Genomic DNA, 22,198 nt, shown 5'->3' on the forward strand with positions numbered 1-22,198 from the left:
TGTAAACGTGAATGCTGTAGTCCCCGCCCCTCGTGGGCGGCTGTTCAAAGATGAATTTTTTCTCCTTCAGCAGCCACCCACACGGGTCGGGGCTACAAAAATCAACGTAACAGTGCACTAGTGTCTTCTGGTATTGCACGATTTGTATCAAGTGCCCCCGACTGCCATGCCGGGGGAATCCTCTTTGCGCAGGCAGACCCATTGTAACATGCAGCCCAGATTTCCTGTCCCCCGGCTGCAAGTTTGTGCTGCAGTGTTTTCGTGTTGAGGTGTCCTGCCCGTGTGGGCACCCATCGGGATGAAAATGAACTTTGATAGTCGTGCCTTCAGGCACCGCCCCTGAAGGCGCTACTAAAAAAGCATTTGTGTAGAGACCGTCGCGCAGACCTCTTGTCTGCCGGCAGGTATTTTCGTGGCAAGTGCGGAAAAACCGCCGCCTTCCTTTTCCCGCGAAAGCACACTCCCACGAAAAAGCTTTTTTGTGGGACTTCACTTTCATGGGCGAAGTATTTTCCCGAAAGAGCTTTTTCCGCGGGATTTCATTTTCGTGGGACGGTTTTGATGGTCTGCTGCCAACGCCGCCCTCCCCGGCTGTGCCAGCGGGTCAGAAGCGGGTGCTCCACCGCGCAATGCCAAGTTACCTGTGGGGACTCAGCGCAGAGATCATCATCTTGTCTGCCGGCAGGCGGGAAGCCTGCGTGACGGCATTTTCCTGGTCAACACCCGGGACCGTGCGCAAAGCTTTACAGGACTGTTCCAGGAGGACATTGTTGGTGGCCGGACATTTCAAGCCAGCAGAACACTGGTGCCTGGAAAGCTGAAGGGTATCCCTGTCTCCTCGGCATGTCATTCAAACAAGTCTTGCAAAACACCCGGCAGCGAGGCAGTGCCGGGTGGAGCACGTCGTCGGGGCTTTCACAAGATGGCTGCGGCGGGACATGCGGAAGCGGCAGGGCGGATCACAAGGAGGGGCAGGTGATACCGCGTGCGGGAGGCCTGCAGCGGGGAGAAAGGCAGACCGCCATCCCGGCAACTGTGTCTCGCTGACCAAAACCGATCACACGGCAAGCGAATCGTGCAGCGGTTGATTTTCCGATTATCCCAGCTTTTGCTGCGGATCTATTTCTCTGCGCTCTTTCGCCTGGAGGTGCGAGGACGGGCGAACATTCCGCGGCATGGCCGCCTGCTGATCGCGGCAAACCACATCTCGGGTTACGATCCGCCGCTGGTCGGCTGTTTGATTCCGCGCGTGGTCCATTTCATGGCCAAGAAGGAATTGTTTCGCATCCCGCTGCTGGGGCCGTTGATTCGTTTTTACAACGCCATCCCCACCGACCGCACCGGCACCAGTTTGTCAACGGTGCGACGGGTGTCGGCGCTGCTGGCGGCGGAGGAAGCTGTGCTGGTTTTCCCCGAGGGCACGCGTGTGCGCTCCGGCCGGCTGGGCGCGCCCAAAGCCGGGGTGGGGATGTTGGCGGTGCGAAATCACACCGACATCCTGCCGGTGCACCTGGATGGCTTGCAAAAACGCCGCGGCTTCGGCTGGCGTCGTCCCCGCGTGAAGGTGGTCTTCGGGGAAAGACTGGCGGTGGCCAATTTTCTCGACAATGGCCGCGCCGACAAGGAGGTTTACCTCGCCGTGACAGCAGCGGTAAATGCCCGCATCGCCCAACTGGCGGCTTCCTGCCAGGAGTGATATGCGGGGATCAGGCTCGTGCCAATGGCAACCGGCCCTGCTGCCGGGCGAATGTGAAAGAAAGACTGTTTTTCTGCGCGGGTGAGACACATCTGCGCAGCGCCCTCATTCCCAAAAGGAGGTTCATCCTTGACATGTTCACACTCTCTGTAATTCACTGGAGCGTGGCGGGTAAATCCGAAGGCGCGCCGCAAAGCAGTGCGGCCGCTGACGAGGCCACGCTTGCTGCTGCTCACCAAACTGCGTCGCTGGCAAAGGGTATCGGCATGAGCTACGATCCCACCACCAAAGTTGTCGCGAAGAAAGACTTGCAAGAGACGGTCGAGTATTCCGAAGAAGAAAAGAAAAATTTCGAGCGCCTTTACGAAGACACCCTGTCGGAATTCGTCGAGGGCCAGCTCGTCACCGGCAAAATCCTCGCCATCAACAACCGGGAGGTCGCCGTTGACATCGGCTTCAAAAGTGAGGGGGTCATTCCGATCGAAGAGTTTGCGGATCCGAAGAGCTTGAAAATCGGCGATGATATCGAAGTGTTTCTCGACAATGTCGAAGACCAGGACGGCCAACTGGTGCTCTCCAAAAAGAAGGCCGATTTCATGCGGGTGTGGGAGCGCGTGCTGGCGGCGTATGAAAAGGGTGAGATTCTGCAGGGCCGCTGCACCCGCCGCATCAAGGGCGGCATCGTGGTCGATCTCATGGGCATCGACGCCTTCCTGCCCGGCTCGCAGATCGATCTGAAGCCGATCCGCGATTTTGACGCCTACATCGGGCAGGTGATGGACTTTCGCGTGGTCAAGGTCAACGAACTGCGCAAGAACATCGTGGTCTCCCATCGCGTGCTGGTGGAAGAAGCCATGTCGGAACAGCGCGCCCGCATCCTGGAGAATCTCGCCAAGGGCCAGGTGTTGGAGGGCACGGTGAAGAACATCACCGACTTCGGAGTGTTCATCGACCTCGGTGGCGTCGATGGCCTGTTGCACATCAACGACCTGTCGTGGGGCCGCGTCAGCCATCCCTCCGAAATTGTCTCCCTGGATCAAAAGATCAAGGTGCAGGTGCTGGACTTCAACGAGGCCAAGGACCGCATCTCGCTCGGCCTCAAGCAATTGCAGCCGCATCCCTGGGTGGATGTCGACAAGAAATATCCGGTCGGCTCGGTGGTGCGCGGCAAAGTCGTCAGCATCTCCGACTACGGCGCCTTCGTGGAACTGGAGCGCGGCGTCGAGGGCTTGATCCACATCTCCGAGATGAGCTGGACGCAGCACATCCGCCATCCCAGCAAGATCGTATCAGTGGGCGAAATGGTGGATGCCAAAGTCCTGAATGTCGACCTGGAGGAGCGCAAGATCTCGCTCGGCTTGAAGCAACTCGAGCCCGATCCCTGGGATGACATTGAACAGAAGTATCCGCTGGGCTCGCACCAGCGCGGCGTCGTGCGCAATCTCACCAACTTTGGCGCCTTCGTGGAATTGGAGGAAGGCATCGACGGTTTGGTGCACATCTCCGATCTCTCCTGGACCAAGAAGATCCGCCATCCCGGTGAAGTGGTGAAGAAGGGCGATGAGGTCGAGGTGGTGGTGTTGAATGTGGACAAGGCCAACCGCCGCATCTCGCTGGGCTACAAGCAGACGAAAGAAAACCCGTGGGAGGTGTTCGAGAAGGACTACGGCGTGCACACCCGCACCACCGGCAAGATCGTGCGCATGATCGACAAGGGTGTCATCGTCGAGCTGCCGGCGGAAGTTGACGGCTTCGTGCCGCTCTCGCATCTGGCCAAACCCAACCTGACCAAGCCCGCGGACGGTTATGCCGTGGGTGACACGCTGGAGCTGGTGGTGATCGAATTCAACAAGGACAACAAGAAGATCATCCTCTCCGAGCGTCTCGCCAAGGACCAGCCGGAGAGCGAAGGCGGCAGGCGCAAAGGCAAACGTGGCCGCAAGGCGGAAAGCCAGGAGACGCCGGCAGAGAAGCCGCGCGTCGAGGTCGTCTCCGAGGAGGAAAAAGCGGCGTTTGACGCCGCGATGACCCCGGGCGGGACCGTGGCGGCGGAGCAGCCGAATCCATCTGCCGGCAATTAAGTCGCAAGTCATGCAAACCAGCGGGGTGGAGCAGCCCTCCCCCCGCTGGGGAGTACCCGCTGTTGCTCGAGGAGGGGCAGATGCCAAGATTCCGCTGCGGGCTTTCATGTGCCAGCCTTCTTGTTGCCGCCCTGTTGTTTCCCGCCCCCTTGCGCAGCCAAATCTCCGAGGAAGAAATCAAGGCGATGCTGGCCGCCAACGAGCTGAGCGCCGCCCGTGCCAGGGTGAAGACGGCCTGCCGCCAGAATCCCGCCTCCGCGGTGGCGGCCTATTATTGCGCGCTGCTCGAAGAGAACGGCGAAACCGCGCTCACCCTTTTTCAGGAAGTCGCCCGCAGGTTTTCGACCTCGGAGTATGCCGGCCGCGCGCGCTATCAGATCGGACAATATTACTTTGCCCGCGGCAATTACCGCCGGGCGCGCGAGGCCTATTGGGAAGTGGTGCGATTGTTTCCCGCCTCGGAGTTGGCGGCACCGGCCGCCTATCACGCCGCCAAAGCCCTCGCCATTTTGGGGGAAAATGCCGCGGCGCAGCAGGAGTTGACCGCCTTCCTGCAGCAATATCCGCAGAGCAAACTGGCGACCCTGGCGCGCCAGGATCTCGCTGAACTGCCGCCCGTCCGCCAGGCAAAGCCCCCGGCCAAAATCTCCTACACCGTGCAGACCGGCGCCTTCGTGCAAAAATCCAATGCCGTGGCACAGCAGAAGCGTTTGCGCCAGGCGGGATACAGGGCCTCGGTCAGCGAGAAGTGGGAGGGCAACACCAAGTACTATGTTGTCCGGGTGGGGGAATTTCGCACGCGCGAGCAGGCACGCGAGTTGGCCGAGCGCCTCCACCGCAGGCACAACCTGAAGGGCAGTGTGGTGCAGAAGGAGAATTGACGGCCCGCTTGGCCGCGCCCGCACACCTCGAGCGTCTGACCAGCCGAGGTGAACATGGCGAGTAACGAAAAACAGCGCGCGAAACGATCACCCCGGCGCTGAGCGACCGCATCGTCACGAAGATTTTTTAAACGTGAAGCCGCCGGGCCGCAGGGAAAAACCCTGCCGGCTCGCGGGCGCCATGTCCCGTTTGGCTTTTGCCCGGGCATGGAAAACCATAAGTATTTCACGGCAAAACCCGAAGGACGCGACGTTTCATCTTTTTATCCCGGCGTCCTTCGCCTTGAGAATCTAATTGCGACTGCAGGCTGCGCCATGATCCCCCTTCAACAAGCCGTTGAGCTGGTCATGCAAAACACCGGCCGGTTGCCGGCCGAGACGGTCGACTTACTGCAAGCCGCCGGCCGCGTGCTGGCCGAAGAGATTATCTCCGATCGCGACCAGCCGCCGTTTGCCCGCAGCAGCATGGATGGTTATGCGCTGCGCGCCGCGGATGTCGCGCCGGCACCGGTGCAGTTGCAGGTCGTGGGTTTTATCCCCGCCGGTACTTTTCCTGATTTTCAAATTCAGCAAGGCCAGGCTGCCAAGATCATGACCGGCGCGCCGTTGCCAGCAGGCGCGGACAGTGTGCAGATGATTGAAAAGACCCGCCCGGCTGCCGGTGATCGTGTCGAAGTTTTGGAGGCGGTGCCCCCGGGCCATAATGTCTCGCCGCAAGGAAGTGAGGCGGCCGCCGGCCAGGTTGTTGCCAGAGCTGGCAGCTTCGTTTCACCCGCGGTTATCGGCCTGCTGGCTGCGGTGGGAAAGAGCCGGGTGCGGGTATATCGGCGGCCTGCGGTGGCCATTATTGCCACGGGTGACGAGCTGGTCGAAATCGATCAAACGCCGAAACTCGGCCAAATTCGCAACTCCAACAGCTTTGCACTGGCGGCGCAGGTTGCCCGGCTGGGCGCCACTGCCAGGCTGTGGGGGATGGCGCGCGACCAGCAGCAGCAGATTCGGGAGTTGCTGCAGCGCGGACTGGCGTGCGAGGTGGTGGTGCTCACCGGCGGTGTGTCGATGGGCGATCTGGATTTGGTGGAGGACGTGTTCCAGGAGTTGGGGCTGCAAATCCATTTCAACAAAGTCGCGGTCAAGCCGGGCAAGCCCGTGGTGTTTGCCACCTGCGGAGACAAGTTGGTTTTTGGACTGCCCGGCAATCCCGTCTCGGCGGCCACCACGTTCGAGTTGCTGGTGCGGCCGGCAATCCGCAAGCTCATGGGTTTTTCAGTCTACTCGAATCAAATCGTCGCGGCGCAACTGGAAGCGCCGATCATCAACCGGTCGCAGCGGGAGTATTATGCGCCGGCCACGGCCTGGTATGATGGCCGGCAGTTTCGTGTGCGCCCGCTCGCTTCAAAAGGCAGCGGCGATCAGGTCACCTATGCGCAGAGCAATTGCTATTTGATCTGCCCGCGGGAGGTGGTGGAGCTGCACGCCGGCGAGACGGTGAGAGTCATGTTGCGCCCGGAGTTTTTTTCTTGTTAGTGCCTGAATTTTGCATGCTGGCTTGCTGTTGCCCGGGAGAAATGGCGTGTTCACAAAACTCCGTTAGGAGTGAACTGTTTGTAGCCATGGGCTCCTGACGAAGTTTTGGGAAATGCGATATGCAGCTTTACTAAAAACAGTTCACTCCTGCCGGAGCTGACAGCACGTTCGCCCGCAAAATTTTTTATGCACCACCCCTTAGGTGGTTGGCCGTGGCGATCTAAGCGGCGTTTCTCGTGAAGAAAGCCAATCTGGGTGCAAAATTCAGGTAGTGTGTCTGTCCGCAATTGGGAACGCTTTCGCGAATGCTCCGGCCGCGGCCTGGTCGTTGCCTCAAAGCCCTTTGTGCCGTCACGACATACACCGCTTCTGATCTGATGCCAGTTCGGTTTCAGGATATGAGTGACAGGAAGTTGAAGCCCGCAGGAAGGCACGGGCGTGAAAAAAAAGCCACGGCAGTGCCGTGGCCATTTCTTGCCGCGAGCCGCAGGGCGCATCAGGCCTTTTTGACCACGCCGATGAGCCAGAGCAGCACAATGGCGCCCACCACTGCCATCACCAGCGAGCCGATCAGGCCATAGGCTTCAATGCTGAGTACGTCGAAGATGAAACCGCCCAGCAGCGCGCCGATGACGCCGACCACCAGATTGCCGACGATACCGAGCCCTCTGCCTTTCATGATCCTTCCCGCCAGCCAGCCTGCTGCCAGACCAATCAACAAAAACCAGAGTGTGCTCATCTCTCTGCCTCCGGTTGCGTGAGTGAGGAAATGTTGGAATTGTACGGCACATATTGCACAGCCGATCCGGCAAAGTCAAGTCCGGCATTGCGGCACACGGTCCGCCGCCGGACGGCCGCTGGCTTGACTCTCAGCGCCTCGATGCGTATATTGCCCGGCATTCGCGGTGAGCGCTTGCCTGGTGGGCACCGGAGGTACAAGGCGCATTTTTCGAGCCGGGTGGAATAAAGCGGCAGTTTCGCCGTACTCTCAACAGTCCGGATCAGCACCGGCTGCGGATTCCTGGCAGGCGGTGACACCGGTTGCGCGGAAGAGGCAATCGCGTCATTTCCATCCGGACGGTTATCAGCCCGGCCCAAGCCGGAAAAGTCACTGACTGCCTCGGATTGAGGCGCATGAATCCACGGGAACGGAACAATACCATGAACCGCGAAAAACTCACCGCCGCTGGCGCGCTGTTGACCTTCATTTTGAGTGTGACCGCCGTGCAAGCCCAAAAGAGCAATGTCCGCGTCACGATCTATAATGAGAATCTCGCGCTGGTGCATGAGATGCGCGAGATCGAGCTGCCCAAGCCCGCCGGGGTCTGCTCGTTTCGTGACGTCGCCGCACAAATCGACCCCACTTCCGTGCATTTCAAATCGCTGTCGCATCCCACCGCGGTGCGCGTGCTGGAACAGAATTTCGAATATGATCTGGTGAGTGCCGATCGCATTCTGCAGCGCTACCTGGATCAAAAGGTGCAACTCAGCACCCGGCAGGGCGGCACGGTCAGCGGCACGCTGCTGAATGCGGCCGGCAACCTCGTGCTGCAGGCGGAAGACGGCACGATCAAAATTCTCAACAGCAGCGAGATCGTGGCCACGGATTTGCCGAAACTGCCTGAGGGCTTGATCACGCGGCCGACGCTGGTGTGGCTGGTTGCCAACGACGGCCCGGCCCGGCAGCGCGTCGAAGTCTCCTATCTTACCACCGGCCTGGCCTGGCATGCCGAATATGTCGGCGTGCTGCATGAAAATGACGCCCGCCTGAGCCTGACGGGCTGGGTGTCGATTGAAAACAATTGCGGTGCAACCTTTCCGGAGGCGCAGTTGCTGCTGGTGGCCGGCTCGATTCATCGTGCCGAGGTGCCGCGGCCGCTGCCCAGGCAAATGCGGACCATGGAAATGATGGCGGCGGCCGGCGCCGGTTTCGAGGAGAAGGAGTTTTTCGAATATCATCTCTACACCCTGGGACGCGCGGCCACGCTCAAAGACCGTCAGGTGAAGCAAATCGAGCTGATTCCTGCCTGTCAGACGCCGGTGAAGAAGGAGTACACCTACGATGGCTCGCGGGATCCCAGGAAGGTCAAAGTCACGCTGCGTTTCAAGAACAGCCAGCAAAACGGTCTGGGGCTGGCGTTGCCGGCCGGCAAGTTTCGCCTGTACAAGCCCGAAGGCGGAGCGCAAGTTTTGGTGGGGGAGGATTTCATCGATCATACGCCACGGGATGAAGAAGTGCGGCTGAAGGTCGGTGATGCCTTCGATCTCGTCGGTGAGCGCACCGTGCTGAGCACGCGCAAAGTCGGCGACCGCGCCGAGGAGAGCGAAGTCAAGATCGAAATCCGCAACCACAAGGATGAAGCCGTGACGGTGAATGTGCTCGAGCATTTCCATGGCGACTGGACCATCCGCCGCGAGAGCGCGGCACACACCAAGAAGGATGCCACCACGGCAGAATGGACGCTGGCGGTGCCGGCGCGCGGCCGGGCGGAAGTTACCTACACCTGCTTTCGCACCTGGTAGTTCCCCCTGTCCGCCGGATGGAATCTTCCCGTCCGGCCTCTGCGCCGGGTCTTGTGAGGCAACGACCGCGCCGTGCCGGAATATCGCCAGACGCCCCGGTGGCCAGGTGAGGCATGCCCGCACGCCGCAGAGATGAGCGGATCAGTGATCCCATGAATCGCAGCACGATTGCACCCCCGGCCCTGACCAGTGCAGGCCGGGAGGCAACCACCACGCCCGTGCGCTACTTGCGCGGCTTGGGCGAAACCCGCAGCCGCGAGCTGGAGAAGATCGGCATCAAAACGATCGCCGATCTTTTGTTTTATTTGCCGCGGCGCTATCTCGACCGTTCCACCATTCTGCAATGCCGTGATTTGCGCGAGGGTGTGGCAGCCACGGTGGTCGGCAAGGTCATGTCCGGCCAAATCCTCTATGGCGGGCGCCGGCCGCGCTTCGAGCTGACGCTGGCGGACGGCACCGGCTTCATGAAGTGTGTGTGGTTCAACCGTGCCAATCTCTGGCCGAAGATTTTCAGCCGGGGGGAAAACGTCGCCTTTCACGGCAAGGTCACGTTCTTTGACGGCTACGCCATGATCCACCCGGATTTTGACAAGCTCGGCGAGGAGGGCGAGGCGCGCTTCCTGCACACCGGCAAGATCATCCCGCTTTATCGTTCCTCGGAAGCGTTGGGCAGGGTTGGGCTGGACAGCCGCGGGTTTCGCCGGTTGCTGCGCGTGGCGGTCGATGATTTTGCCCACACCCTGGTTGACCCGCTGCCCGCCGAGCTGCGCAGCCGTCACCGCCTGCTGCCGCTCGCCGAGGCGGTGGTGCAGATTCATTTCCCGGAAAGCGAGCAGGCCCTGGCCGCCGGCCGCCACCGCCTGAAGTTCGATGAACTGTTTTTTCTCGAGCTTTATCTCGCCTGTCGCAAGGCCGCGCTCACCACGGCGCAACCGGGCATCAGTTTCACGGCCGTGGGCGAACGCACGCGGCAATTGGTGGAGAAACTGCCCTTCCAGCTGACGGAGGCGCAGCGCCGGGTGCTGCGCGAAATCCGTGCTGATATGAAGGCGCCGCGGCCCATGCACCGTCTGCTGCAGGGCGATGTCGGCTCCGGCAAAACCGTGGTGGCGCTCCTCGCCATGCTGATGGCGGTGGAGAACGGCTATCAAGCCGCGCTGATGGCCCCCACGGAAATCCTCGCGGAACAGCATTATCTCACCAGCCATCACCTTCTCGAACAGCTCGGCGTAAACGTCGTGCTGCTGGTGGGCGGCCGGAAAAAAAGCGAGCGCGAACGGATATTGGAGATGATCGCGGGCGGCGAGGCGGCCATCGTGATCGGCACGCATGCGCTGATTCAGGGCGGGGTGCAGTTTCACCGCCTGGGTTTGGTGGTGGTGGATGAACAGCACCGCTTCGGTGTGCTGCAACGCGCCGCGTTGCGCGAGAAGGGCGAACAGCCGGATGTGCTGGTGATGACCGCGACCCCGATTCCGCGCTCGCTGGCGATGACGCTTTACGGTGATCTCGAGGTATCGATCATCGACCAGTTGCCTGCCGGCCGCCGGCCGGTGCGCACGGCCTGGCGTTCCTCGCGCAAGCGGCAGCAGATTTATGAATTCGTGCGGCGCGAGGTGCTGAACGATTCGCAGGCCTATGTGGTTTTTCCGCTGGTGGAGGAGACGGAGAAAAGCGATCTCGCCGCGGCCAGGGAGAGCTACGAGGCCCTGCGGCAGGGCATCTTTCGCGATCTCCATCCCGCCCTGCTGCATGGCCGCATGAAGGCGGCCGAGAAGGAAGCGGTGATGGCGGCCTTCAAGACGGGAGTGCACAAGGTGCTGGTGGCAACCACGGTTATCGAGGTCGGTGTCGATGTGCCCAATGCCACGGTGATGGTGATTGAACATGCCGAGCGCTTCGGCCTGAGCCAACTGCATCAATTGCGCGGCCGCGTGGGCCGCGGCCCCCGGCAGTCTTATTGCATCCTGATTGCCGACGAGCCGGTGAACGAAGAGACGCGCAAACGGCTGCAAACGCTGGTAGACACCACCGACGGCTTTCGCATTGCCGAGGCCGATCTGGAAATGCGCGGCCCGGGCGAGTTTTTCGGCACCCGGCAGCACGGCCTGCCCGGGCTGAAAATTGCCAATCCCATCACCGATGGCCGCCTGCTGGTCGCCGCCCGCGAGGAGGCTTTCGCGCTGGCCAAACAGGACCCGCAATTGCAACGGCCGGAACATGGCGCGTTGCGCGCTCATTTGCTCCGCCATTATCGCGAACAGTTGGCCGCGCTGCACATCGGCTGAAATCAAACATTGACATTGAGCAGGTCAACGGATAGATTGAAGCCGCCATTGCCGCACCGCGCATGTGCTTCACCTCTGACACCTTTGGAAACAGGAGATAGTCTGCAATGCCCCATCGCAAATTGAACGCCCTGATGGCCAGCCTGGTGTTTGCCATTTCATTCATCGTCTATGCCATGACGGTGGCACCCACCACCCCGTTTTGGGATTGCGGCGAGTTCATCGCGTGCTCCTACATCCTCGGCATTCCCCACCCGCCGGGTGCGCCGCTTTACGTGCTGCTCGGCCGGGTTTTTTCGATGCTGCCGTTCGGGGTTGACTCCAGTCTGGATCCCGCCCAGATTCCGGGCGTGCTCACCGACAACATCGCGCTGCGCGTGAATATGATCTCGCCGATCTTCAGTGCCTTCACCGCGATGCTCACCTATCTCATCATCGTGCGCCTCATCCTGCTCTTTTGGAAGCGCGAGCCGGAGAGCCTGGCGGAGAAAATCACGCTCTATGCCGCCGGCGTGGTGGGCGCACTCGGCTTTGCCTTCTCCGACAGCCAGTGGTTCAATTCCGTGGAGGCGGAAGTCTACGCCGGCTCGATGTTCTTCACCGCCATCGTCATCTGGCTCATTTTGAAATGGCAGGATGAAGCGGAAACCGCCCCCTCCGACCGCTACATTCTGCTGATCTTCTATCTGCTCGGGCTGGCCATCGGGGTTCACCTGCTTAATTTGCTCGCCCTGCCCACCATTGCGATGATCTTCTTCAACCAGCGCTATCAACGCACCGGCCGAAAAGCGGACGCCTTCGGCGAGCTGCTGCGCATGCTGGCGGTGGCCGGCGCCGGCGGTTTGACGATGTATTACGGCATCAACAACGGCCTGGTGCAGGGCCTGCCCTGGCTCATGGAGCAAGGCGGGGTCATCGCACTGGTGCTGGTGCTGGCGGCCCTGGTGGTGGCCGTGACGATGGCAGGGGTCAACCGTCAGCGTCTGTTGGGCATGGCGGCAATGTCGGTGCTGCTCATCATTATCGGTTACTCCACCTACTCCGCGATTTTCATCCGCTCGACGCTGGATCCGGCCATTGACGAAAACAACCCCGACACTGCCGAGCGCCTGGTCAGTTATCTCCGGCGTGAGCAGTATGGCGAGGTGCATCTCACGCCGCGACGGGCGCCTTTCTGGGAGTACCAAATCAAGCAGATGTACATCCGCTATTTCAACTGGCAATTCATCGGCAAAGGCACGACGCTCGATCAACAGGGCCGGATTGTGGAGGTCTTCTCGCTGCGCGGCCTGTGGGGCATCCCGTTTTTGGTGGGCCTGTTCGGCATGGTTTATCACTTCTACAAGGATTGGCGCCGTGCCCTGCCGATCCTGACTTTGTTCCTCATGACCGGCCTGGCGATCGTGATCTATTTGAACCAGGATGACCCCCAACCGCGGGAGCGGGACTATGCCTACACCGGTTCTTTCTTCGCCTTTGCGCTGTGGATCGGCATCGGCGTGGCCGCGCTGGTGGATTACGCCCACAACCTGCTGCAGGGCAAAAAGACAACGGCGGCCGGCGCGGTGGCCGGCCGGCCCGCGCTGCACAGCCCCCTGGCCGCCGGGGTGGCGGGTTTGCTGATCACGCTGGTGCCCGGCAATATGCTGTTCTCCATCCTGCCCGGTGTCGATTGGTTTTCCAATTTCCGCGAACACAATCGCAAGGGCGACTATGTGGCCTTCGATTACTCCTACAACATCCTCGCCTCCTGTGCGCCGAATGCCATCATCTTCACCAACGGCGACAACGACACCTTTCCCCTGTGGTTCCTGCAATACGTCCACAACATCCGCAGGGACGTGCGCGTGGTCAATCTGAGCCTGCTCAACACCGACTGGTACATCAAGCAGCTCCGCGATGATGAGCCCAAGGTGCCGATTTACATGTCGGACGCCAGCATCGCCGCGCTGCGTCCAATCGAGTGGAAAACCAAGACGGTGACGATCTCCGTGCCCGGGGAAATCTACGAACAGTATTACCAGGAAGCCCTCCGGCTCGATGCCAACGTCACCCGGGAAGAGACCCCCGTGATGCGCCTGGAAGTGAAGCCCACTTACGAAAACCTCGCCATCCGGGTGCAGGACATCATGATTCTGCGGATTCTGGAGGACAATCAATTCCGCCGTCCGGTTTACTTCGCAGTGACCGTCTCGCCCGAAAACAAAATCGGCCTGGAGCCCTACATGCGCATGGACGGCCTGGCATTTCGCGTCCTGCCGGTGAAGATCGAACGCGGCACCGTCGATCCCGGGCTGATGTGGACGAATCTCAACGAAAAGTTCCGCTATCGCAATCTCGACAATCCGAAAGTTTACTACAACGACAACGTCATAAGCCTGCTGCAGAATTACCGTTCCGCTTTTCTGCATCTTGCGCAGTATCATCTCTACCGTCGTGAGAATGAGCAGGTGGTGAAGGTGCTGGATCGCATGAGCCAGATCATGCCGGAGTCGGTCATTCCGACCAGCGACTTCCGCATCAACGAGGCCATCGGCATGATGTATGCCCAGGCCGGCCGGCCCGAGGAGATGACCAAACGCTACCACCATTTTGTCGTGAACGAATATCCCCGCCTGCAGGAACTGCGCGACCGGCTTTCCTTCGCCGATTATCTGAACTATCGCGGGCAGCGGGCGCTGGCGGAGTCGCTGGTGCAGGAAATCATCAAAAAGGAGTCCGGCCAGCGCGAGCCCTATCAGTGGCTGGCGCGCTTTTACAACATGACGGGCGAGCGTGACAAGGCCATCGCCGCGCTAGAGCAACTTTTGGCACGTTTTCCGGATGATCAGACCGCGCGCATGCAATTGCAGCAGATGCGCGGCCAGGCATCGGACAGTGCGGCACCGGCGGGTCCCTCGGACGGCCGTCAGCCCTCCCACTGAGCGCATGGCACAATCGTCCGGGCCCATGCTGCTGACCGCGGCGCCGCTGGTGTCGGTGGTCATTCCACACTGGCGCGGTGCCGCGATATTGCAGCGCTGTTTGCAAAGCTTGCGCACCACGGTCTATCAGCCGCTGGAAATTCTGCTGGTTGACAATGGCTGTGATGACGGCAGTGTGGCGGAAGTTGCGGTGCAGTTCCCGGAGGTCAAAATCGTGAACAGTGCGGTCAATCTCGGCTTTGCCGGCGGGTGCAACCTCGGTTTGCGGGCGAGCCGGGGGAAATATGTCGCTTTGCTCAACAACGACGCCGTGGTGACCGCCAGCTGGCTGGCGCCGATGGTCGCGGCCATGGAGCGCGACCATCGCCTTGCCGCCTGCCAGCCGAAGATTCTGGCGCCGGGGCCGCTGCCGCAGTTTGATTATGCCGGCGCTGCCGGCGGCCTGCTCGACTGGCTGGGCTATCCCTTTTGCCGCGGCCGGATCTTCTTCACCCTGGAAAACGATCACGGCCAGTATGACCAGGAAGCCGATATTTTCTGGGCGAGCGGCGCGTGTTGTTTGTTGCGGCAAGCCGCCCTGGCGGAGACCGGGCTGTTGGATGAGCGCTTTTTTGCGCACATGGAAGAGATCGATCTCAACTGGCGCATGCACCTTGCCGGCTATCGTGTGCGCGTCACGCCGGCGGCGGTGGTTTATCACCAGGCGGGTTCGACCCTGCAGACGGAATCGCCGCGCAAGGTTTATCTCAATCATCGCAACGGCCTGCTGCTGCTGCTGAAGAACAGTGAGGCCGCCCGCCTGTGCCTGATTTTGCCGTTGCGCTTTCTGTTGGACATGGCCGCGACCCTGCGTGAACTGATGCGCCTGCGCGTGCGGCACGCCGCCGTGATTCTGGCAGCATACGGTTATTTGCTTGTCCATTTGCCGGAGGTGTGGCAGCAACGCCATGCCAGCCAGCGTGTGCGCCGTCTCCCCGCCGCCATTATGCGGCGCAAATTCTATCCACACAGCATCGTGTGGCAATATTTTGTGCGCGGCAGAAAGCGCTTCTCCGAACTGCCTGCCGGGCCGTGAGCAGCGCTGCCACGGTGGCCGCACTTACAAACTCTCAAGTGAGCAGGGAAAAGGTTGTCGGAGTTCGAAAATTGCGCGTGCCCCCTCTGCCAGAGTGGGGCCGCCGAGCTTTATCTGTGCGTGGCCGATCGTTTCGCGCTGGCGGACGGCCCGGTTTACCGCCTGCAACGCTGTCGTGACTGCGGCATGGTGTATCTCAATCCCCGGCCCACCGAGGCCGCGAGCGGCCGCTTTTATCAGCACGAAGCCTATCTGCCCTTCGCCAGCCTGGCACGCCGGCCGACGGCCCTGCAGAAACTCTACGATGGTCTGCGACGCTGCAATCTCAACTGGAAGCGGCGGCTGGTTGCCCGGCTCAAAAGCGGGGGCGCACTGCTTGACGTTGGTTGCGGCACCGGCGAGTTTCTCGCCTGCATGCGCGCGGCCGGCTGGCGGGTGACGGGTTTGGAGCGCGATGCCCGCGCCGCGAACTGGGGCCGCCGGCAGTTTGAACTCGACATTCACGTGGGCAGTGTGGCGGATTTGCCGCCGGGAAGATTCGATCTCATCACGCTGTGGCATGTGCTGGAGCATCTCTATGCGCCCCGGGCGGTATTGCAGCGGCTGCGCGAATACCTGGCGGACGAAGGCGTGCTCATCCTCGCCGTGCCCAATCTCGCCAGCCTCGATGCCGCCGTTTATGGCGCCGATTGGATCGCGCTCGACACGCCCCGCCATGTCAATCATTTCACCCCGGCAACCCTGACGCGCCTGGCACACGCCTGCGGTTTCGCGGTGCGGGAGCTGCGGCAATTGCCGCTCGATGCTTTTTTCAACACCCTGATGAGCGAGCAATTGCAGCGGCAAACCGGGCGGCGCCGCGCCGCGCGGCTGCCGCTGCGCCTGTTGCGCGCCGGCGGGGTGACCGCCGCCTCCCTGTTTGCCGGCAGCCGGATATCACCTTTCTCCTGCAAGGGTGCCACCCTGGTGGCAATCTTGCAAACGGCATGAAACACCAGTCATGAGGCCATGGATTCTTTTGCTGCCGGCCGCCGGCATGCTGGCCGGATGTCAACAGCAACCGGTCAGCGTCGGCTCGGAAAAAGAAATTGTCGTCTGCGCTGACTCGCTGGATTTTCAAACATTGCGACCGGCGTTGCAGGCGGCGTTCGAGCGCGAACTGCCCACGCCGGTGCCGGAAAAGATGTTTGAATTGAAATGGGCGCCGGTGGCCGAGCTCGGTCGCCACCTGCACAAGCCGCGCCTGCTCCTGCTGGGCTGTTTGCACGAAGACAATGAAGCCGCGCGCCAGGTGACGGCCATGCTGGATGCCACGCAACGCCAGCAGGCGCTGCAGGGCGAGCGTTACCTGTTCCAATCCGACGATCCGTGGCGCCGGCAACAACGCCTGTTGATTCTGGCGGCGCCCTCGCGGGAGGCGCTGGGGCAACACCTCTCCGCGAATGCCGCCGGATTGTTCGAGGCGTTCGAGCAGCCGCTGCGTGCGCAGATCGAACAGCAGCTTTACAGCGTGCGCGAACAGCAGGAACTGGCGCGGCGGTTGGAGCGTGAGTATGGCTGGTCGCTGCGCATTCCACATGATTATTTCATCTTCAAAGAGCTGCCGGCCGGGCGTTTTGTGATGTTGCGGCGCACCTCGCCGGAACGCTGGCTGTTCGTGGCTTGGCGGGAGGCAACGGCGGCAGAACTGCCCACGCTGGCGGAGGTAATCGCGTGGCGTGACACCATCGGCGAAAAATATTATGAAGGCGACCGCGTCGCCACGCACGATCTGTCTGCCGCCACCACCGTGTTTGCCGGCCGGCCGGCGCTGGTAGTGCGCGGCTTGTGGGAGAACGAGGTCAAGATCGCCGGCGGACCGTTTCAGTGTTGGGCCATTCCTGACCCGGCGCGGCATGCCGTCTTTCTGGTCGATATTGCCATCTTCGCCCCGGGAGTGGAGAAGGTGCCGCATTTGCGGCGGCTGGAGATCATCGCGCGCAGCTTTCGCCTGCGCGAAACCGCCGAGGGGGCGGCGGAGTAGAGGGTGGCGGAGCGACGATTTCCGCGCGCGGCGGAAACAAAGTTGCCCGCGCCACGCGCAAGCCCCGTGGGAACAATTGGGGTGGAGGGAGGCGCGGCGAGACGAACCATGATTACCCTTTAGCTTGACAAAACCCGCGAGTGAACCGCCTGACCAACCCTCGCTGAAGCCTGATGCACAGTCTTCGTTACAAAATCGCCTTGGGCTATGTCATCCTGCTGGCGATCATTCTCCTCACCAGCGTGTTTGCTGTGCATGATTTTTCGCAATTGAGCACCTCGGTCGGCGGCATTTTGCGGCAGAATTATGAGAACGTGCTGGCTGCGGAAAACATGCTCAAGGCGCTGGAGAACCAGGAGAATGCCCAGCTCGCCATGCTCATCCAAAGCGGCGACTCGACGCTGGTGGTGTACAACACCGAACGCAGCGAAGAGCGCTCGCTGGTGGTCTACAACCCCAACCGCAGCCCGGAATCGGCGCTGTCGGTGTTCAACGCCAATCGTGACGAATTTCTGCAATGGTTCGAGAAGATCAATCAGGCGGTCACGCAACCGACCGAGCATGCGCTGCTGGAGAACATCATTCTCACCTACCGCCGCTACCTGGTGGATTCTGACTCGCTGCATCGCATGGTGCAGGAACGCCGCGCCTATGCCCGCGTGCGCAACTTCCAGCGCAGCGAAATCCAGCCGGTGATGCAGAAAATCCGCCGCGACTGCGAGACCGTGCTGAAGCTCAACCAGGATGCCATCAGCAGCATGGACCGCCGCGCCCGCGACATCACCAGTCAGGCCACCCAGGTCGTGATCGTCGCCCTGTTCATCGCCATCCTGCTCAGCATTCTGGGCAGCATTCAATTCACCGCCTCCATTCTCAAGCCGCTCAAACAGCTCACCCAGACCGTGCGGCGCATCGGCGAAGGCCATTTGAACCAGAAAATCGACATTCACACCGATGACGAAATCGGCGAGCTGAGCCGGGAATTCAACAAGATGACCGAACGGCTGCGCAGTTATGAAGAGCTGAACATCCACCAGTTGATCGCCGAGAAGAAGAAATCCGAAACCATCGTGGAAAGCATTGCCGACCCCATCATCGTCACCGATGAGAACAATGCGATTTTGTTGATGAATGAAGCGGCGGCTGCGATGATCGGCGTGCCGGGTGAAAAGGACCCGCAGCGCGCCCTGCCCCTGTTGCAGCACAACGAGCTGCTTGGCCGCCTCCTGCATTTTGAAGCAGAGCGCGCGCCGCAGACGCCGGACGGCGAGACCCTGCTCGCGGTGGTGCGCGATGGCAAAACCTTTTACTACCGCCCGCGCCAAACCCAGATCACCGATGAGCAGGGCCGGATTCAGGGCGTGGTGACGCTGCTGCAGGATGTGACGCGTTTCAAACACCTCGATCAGATGAAGTCGGAGTTCATGGCGACGGTGTCGCATGAGTTTCGCACCCCGCTCACCGCGATCAATATGACGATCGACATTCTCTCCCAGGAGGTGCTGGGCAGGATCAATTCGCGGCAGCGGGAACTGCTCAACGCCGCCAAGGATGATTGCGAGCGCCTGAAAAAACTGGTGCGCGAGCTGCTCGATCTCCTGCGGCTGGAATCCGGCCGCTACAAGCTCAAGAGCGAGGCCCTCAATCTGCACAGCCTGCTCGAACACGCGCTGCGGCCGTTGCGGCTGCAGTTCGAAGAGAAGGGTGTGGCGCTGGAAGTGGCCCTGCCCCCCTCCCTGCCGGAGGTGCCCGGTGATCAGGAAAAGCTCTCCTGGGTGATCAACAATCTGGTGAGCAATGCACTGCGTTACACCCCCAGCCACGGCAAGGTCACCATCAGCGCCGCGCGCGCGAACGGCGAGATTCAAGTGTGCGTGGCCGACACCGGCCGCGGCATCCCCGCCGATGCGCTGGAGGCGATCTTCGAAAAATTCGTGCAGGTGAAGGAGCCGACCGATGCCACCCCGGGCAGCGTCGGCCTGGGCCTGGCGATCGCCAAGGAAGTGGTGGAGGCGCACGGCGGCAGGATTTGGGTGGAAAGCGAGGTCGGGCGCGGCAGCCGCTTCAATTTCACCATTCCGGTGACGCCGCAGGGGCTGCCGGAGGAACCGGCGGCGCGTTCTGCCACGCTGGTGCTGGCGGCGAAGTAACACCGGTGCGGCGGCAACTTTTGATTTCTGGTGTGTGCATCATGCCTCCCAAAGTGCTGGTCGTTGACGACGAGACCAACATTCTCAAGACCATGGGCATTTGCTTCGAGGCCATCGGCTTTCACTCGCGGCTGCTGTCCAAGCCGCAGGAAGTGCTGGAGACCTTGCAACAGGAAAAATTCGACCTCGCCTTCGTCGATTTGAAGATGGGCCCGATGGACGGTCTGGAAATCCTGGCGGAGATCAAGCGCCACTCGCCGGAGACGACCGTGGTCATCATCACCGCGCACGGCTCGATCGACAGCGCGGTTGAAACGATCAAGAAGGGTGCCTATCACTATTTGCAAAAACCGTTCGATTACAAAGAGCTGCAAATCTTCGCACAAAAAGCGTGGGAACATCACGAGCTGATGCGCGAAGTGCGCGAGCTGCGGGAGCAGGTGGCGGCGCAGCGCGGCAGCGGCGAGTTCATCACACGCAACCGGAGCATGCTGGAGATGCTCGATCTCGCCAGCCGTGTGGCCGAAAGCAACATCAGCGTGTTGATCGAGGGGGAAAGCGGCACCGGCAAAGAGCTGGTGGCGCAGCTCATCTATCAAAAAAGTCCGCGTGCCGGCCGGCCCTTCGTCAAGGTCAATTGTGCGGCACTGCCGGAAAATCTGCTCGAAAGCGAGCTGTTTGGCCATGTCAAAGGCGCCTTCACCGGTGCGGTGAAAGACCGCCAGGGCCGCTTCGCGCTGGCGGACGGCGGCACGATTTTTCTCGATGAAATCGCCGAACTCTCCCCCGCCATCCAGGCCAAGCTGCTGCGCGTGCTGCAAAACAAGGAATTCGAACGGGTGGGCGAGAGCAAGACCACCCGGGTGGATGTGCGGGTGATCGCCGCCACCAACAAAAATCTGGATGAAGCCCTGAAAGAGGGTACCTTTCGCGAAGATTTGTTCTACCGCCTGAACACCATGCGGCTGAAGCTGCTGCCGTTGCGCGAGCGCCCGGAGGACATTCCGTTGTTGATCCAGCACTTCCTGCGAAAATTCTCGCCGGCCAATGTCATCGAGCTGGCACCGGAGGCGGCACAAGCGCTGCGCGTCTATCGCTGGAGCGGCAATGTGCGGGAGCTGGAGCACGTGATCGAGCGCGCCGTTTTGCTCGCCAAGAATCATGTCATCACGCTCGATCATCTCCCCGAAGAAGTGCGTTCGACGCTCGAAAAGCCGCAATCCGCGCTCTCGCTCGAGGAAATGGAGAAGCTGCACATCAAGCGGGTGTTGCAGCATGCGCGCGACTACGACGAGGCGGCGCAGATTTTGGGCATTGACCCTGCCACGCTGTGGCGCAAACGCAAGAAATACGGGTTGTGACCGGCGGCGTGCCCCGTGGAGCGGTTGCTGTCTGACGAAGCGACCGTCCTTCCCATTGCCGGCCAACCGACCCAATGTCACCACTGCAGCGGGGCATCTGCCGAACGATTCATTGACCAGAATGCGATTTTTCCTCGGTTTTCCAGGGGGAATTTTACCGGGATTTTTTTCTGCCCGTCCCTTTGCGCTTTCGACCTTTCGCCAGTCCCCCCCCTTTTCTGCTTTGATCCGTCAAAATTGAATTTTCGTTCAGCCAGGCTTGGCAGGACAGCTTGACGATCTGCAGTTTGCCCCCATTGCAAATTGCAAGGTGACTTATCTGTTTAAAAACTTAAACAATTAGGCTGACGCAATGGGGCTTGCTCGAAAATCGTCTTGCATTTTTCAACTTGTTGGCTGATTGAATGGGAGAACCGGTTTTTAAAAATTAATGAGTTGTGATTGAGCCATCGTCCGCTGCGGCAGTGGCATCAGCTTTGCCAAAAGGTGTGAAAATAATTTCACGCGCGCAGCGCACAGGGTCGAACGGGCAAAGTTTTTTGCAAGGATCCTCCTATGTCAGTCAAAGTCACCACTCTCAACAACCTTGAAATTGCCGTGTTGGAGCCGCGCGGCTCGATCATTGGCGGCAAGGAGACGGACGAGCTGAAAGAAAAGGCCAAGGATCTGTTCGAGCAGGGCAATCGCAAGCTCGTGGTGGACCTTGGCGGAGTGAACTACATCAACAGCACCGGGATCGGGGCGCTGGTGGGTTTGCACGCCATGTACACCAAGGGCCAGGGAAAAATCAAGCTGTGCAACATGGGGAAAAGTGTGCAGAACGTCTTTGTGATCACCAAACTCACGAGTGTCTTCGATGTCGAAGAGACCCGTGATGCGGCCATTATGAACATGTAATTCATTCTCACTTCAACCAAGCCACTCAATCGCGGAGGCATCATGAAGCAAGGTTTCTTCATCATTGCGGTGATGGTGATTGCACTGATCATCGGGATTGCCATTTACACGCAACTGCCCAAATTCATTCGCGACGGCGGTCCGATCGTTTCGGTTTTGATCGCGCTGACGATCATGGTCATCACCTTCATTTTCGAACGCATGTTCTCGTTGAAGCGCGCCGAGGGCCGCGGCTCGATGACTCTCTTTCTGAAGAAAGTGCAGCAGGAAATTCACGCCGGCAACATCGACGGTGCCATCGAAGCGTGCGACCGTCAGCGCGGCTCCTGCGCCAATGTCATCCGCAACGGTCTGGCGCGTTACAAGGAGCTGCAGAGTGAGGGCAAGGTGCGGGAGCAGAAGGAGATCATGGCGGACGTGCAGCACGCCATTGAAGAGGCTATGCTTCTGGAAGTGCCGTTGCTTGAGAAGAATCTGGTGATTTTGTCCACCATCGCCTCCATCGCCACCATGGTGGGTCTGTTCGGCACGGTGATCGGCATGATTCGCGCGTTCAAAGCCATGGCGCAGGCCGGCGTGCCGGATGCGGTGCAGCTCTCGCTCGGTATTTCCGAGGCGTTGATCAACACCGCGGGCGGCATCTTCGCGGCCATCCTCGGCATCGTGTTCTACAACATCTTCACCACCCGCGTGGACAACTTCACCTACATGATCGACGAAGCGAGCTACAACATCGTGCAGACGCTGGCGCTGCGCAGCGGGAACAAGTAAA

The 22,198-nt window shown here is 60.5% G+C and carries 15 protein-coding genes; 14 read left to right on the top strand and 1 reads right to left on the bottom strand.

The genetic code is table 11. The features are described 5' to 3' along the window. The first annotated feature begins 1,075 nt into the window (after positions 1-1,075). The 4 genes from ONB52_18490 to ONB52_18505 all read left to right on the top strand — a co-directional run bounded on the left by ONB52_18490 (position 1,076) and on the right by ONB52_18505 (position 6,185). Positions 1,076-1,696 (top strand): 1-acyl-sn-glycerol-3-phosphate acyltransferase, encoded by a 621-nt coding sequence (locus tag ONB52_18490; GenBank protein ID MDZ7418122.1) that lies wholly within the window; start codon positions 1,076-1,078, stop codon positions 1,694-1,696. 134 nt (positions 1,697-1,830) lie between these two features. Beyond that, entirely contained in the window at positions 1,831-3,777 is a 1,947-nt protein-coding gene (gene rpsA / locus ONB52_18495) for a 30S ribosomal protein S1 (GenBank protein MDZ7418123.1), read from the top strand. Between the two features lie 80 nt (positions 3,778-3,857). After that, complete coding sequence (locus tag ONB52_18500) at positions 3,858-4,658, top strand: SPOR domain-containing protein (protein ID MDZ7418124.1); 801 nt, start codon at positions 3,858-3,860, stop codon at positions 4,656-4,658. Positions 4,659-4,973: 315 nt separating this feature from the next. Then, complete coding sequence (locus ONB52_18505) at positions 4,974-6,185, top strand: molybdopterin molybdotransferase MoeA (GenBank protein MDZ7418125.1); 1,212 nt, start codon at positions 4,974-4,976, stop codon at positions 6,183-6,185. A gap of 496 nt (positions 6,186-6,681) precedes the next feature. Here ONB52_18505 and ONB52_18510 read toward each other — a convergent pair whose 3' ends face one another. Further along, positions 6,682-6,924 (bottom strand): GlsB/YeaQ/YmgE family stress response membrane protein, encoded by a 243-nt coding sequence (locus ONB52_18510; GenBank protein MDZ7418126.1) that lies wholly within the window; start codon positions 6,922-6,924, stop codon positions 6,682-6,684. Between the two features lie 422 nt (positions 6,925-7,346). Between ONB52_18510 and ONB52_18515 the strand changes: the two genes are divergently transcribed. The 10 genes from ONB52_18515 (at position 7,347) to ONB52_18560 (ending at position 22,197) form a co-directional block, all read left to right on the top strand. Continuing rightward, positions 7,347-8,708, top strand: a complete 1,362-nt coding sequence (locus ONB52_18515; protein MDZ7418127.1) for a DUF4139 domain-containing protein — start codon at positions 7,347-7,349, stop codon at positions 8,706-8,708. Positions 8,709-8,860: 152 nt separating this feature from the next. Next, a complete protein-coding gene (gene recG, locus ONB52_18520) occupies positions 8,861-10,996 on the top strand; it encodes an ATP-dependent DNA helicase RecG (GenBank protein ID MDZ7418128.1) in 2,136 nt (711 codons plus the stop codon). 107 nt (positions 10,997-11,103) lie between these two features. Next, positions 11,104-13,920 (top strand): DUF2723 domain-containing protein, encoded by a 2,817-nt coding sequence (locus ONB52_18525; GenBank protein ID MDZ7418129.1) that lies wholly within the window; start codon positions 11,104-11,106, stop codon positions 13,918-13,920. Between the two features lie 4 nt (positions 13,921-13,924). Continuing rightward, on the top strand, positions 13,925-14,995 hold the full coding sequence (locus tag ONB52_18530; protein ID MDZ7418130.1) for a glycosyltransferase family 2 protein: 1,071 nt from the start codon (positions 13,925-13,927) through the stop codon (positions 14,993-14,995). Between the two features lie 120 nt (positions 14,996-15,115). Next, positions 15,116-15,985 carry a class I SAM-dependent methyltransferase gene (locus tag ONB52_18535; GenBank protein ID MDZ7418131.1) on the top strand — a complete coding sequence of 290 codons (870 nt, stop codon included), beginning with the start codon at positions 15,116-15,118 and terminating at the stop codon, positions 15,983-15,985. 10 nt (positions 15,986-15,995) lie between these two features. Continuing rightward, positions 15,996-17,018 (top strand): DUF4837 family protein, encoded by a 1,023-nt coding sequence (locus tag ONB52_18540; protein MDZ7418132.1) that lies wholly within the window; start codon positions 15,996-15,998, stop codon positions 17,016-17,018. A gap of 173 nt (positions 17,019-17,191) precedes the next feature. After that, entirely contained in the window at positions 17,192-19,168 is a 1,977-nt protein-coding gene (locus ONB52_18545; protein ID MDZ7418133.1) for an ATP-binding protein, read from the top strand. Between the two features lie 41 nt (positions 19,169-19,209). Then, positions 19,210-20,529, top strand: a complete 1,320-nt coding sequence (locus ONB52_18550) for a sigma-54 dependent transcriptional regulator (GenBank protein MDZ7418134.1) — start codon at positions 19,210-19,212, stop codon at positions 20,527-20,529. Positions 20,530-21,084: 555 nt separating this feature from the next. Next, positions 21,085-21,426 carry an STAS domain-containing protein gene (locus tag ONB52_18555; GenBank protein MDZ7418135.1) on the top strand — a complete coding sequence of 114 codons (342 nt, stop codon included), beginning with the start codon at positions 21,085-21,087 and terminating at the stop codon, positions 21,424-21,426. A gap of 42 nt (positions 21,427-21,468) precedes the next feature. Next, a complete protein-coding gene (locus tag ONB52_18560; GenBank protein ID MDZ7418136.1) occupies positions 21,469-22,197 on the top strand; it encodes a MotA/TolQ/ExbB proton channel family protein in 729 nt (242 codons plus the stop codon). The last annotated feature ends 1 nt before the right edge of the window (position 22,198 follow it).

The organism is candidate division KSB1 bacterium (genome assembly GCA_034506255.1).
GTDB classification, from domain to species: domain Bacteria; phylum Zhuqueibacterota; class Zhuqueibacteria; order Zhuqueibacterales; family Zhuqueibacteraceae; genus Coneutiohabitans; species Coneutiohabitans thermophilus.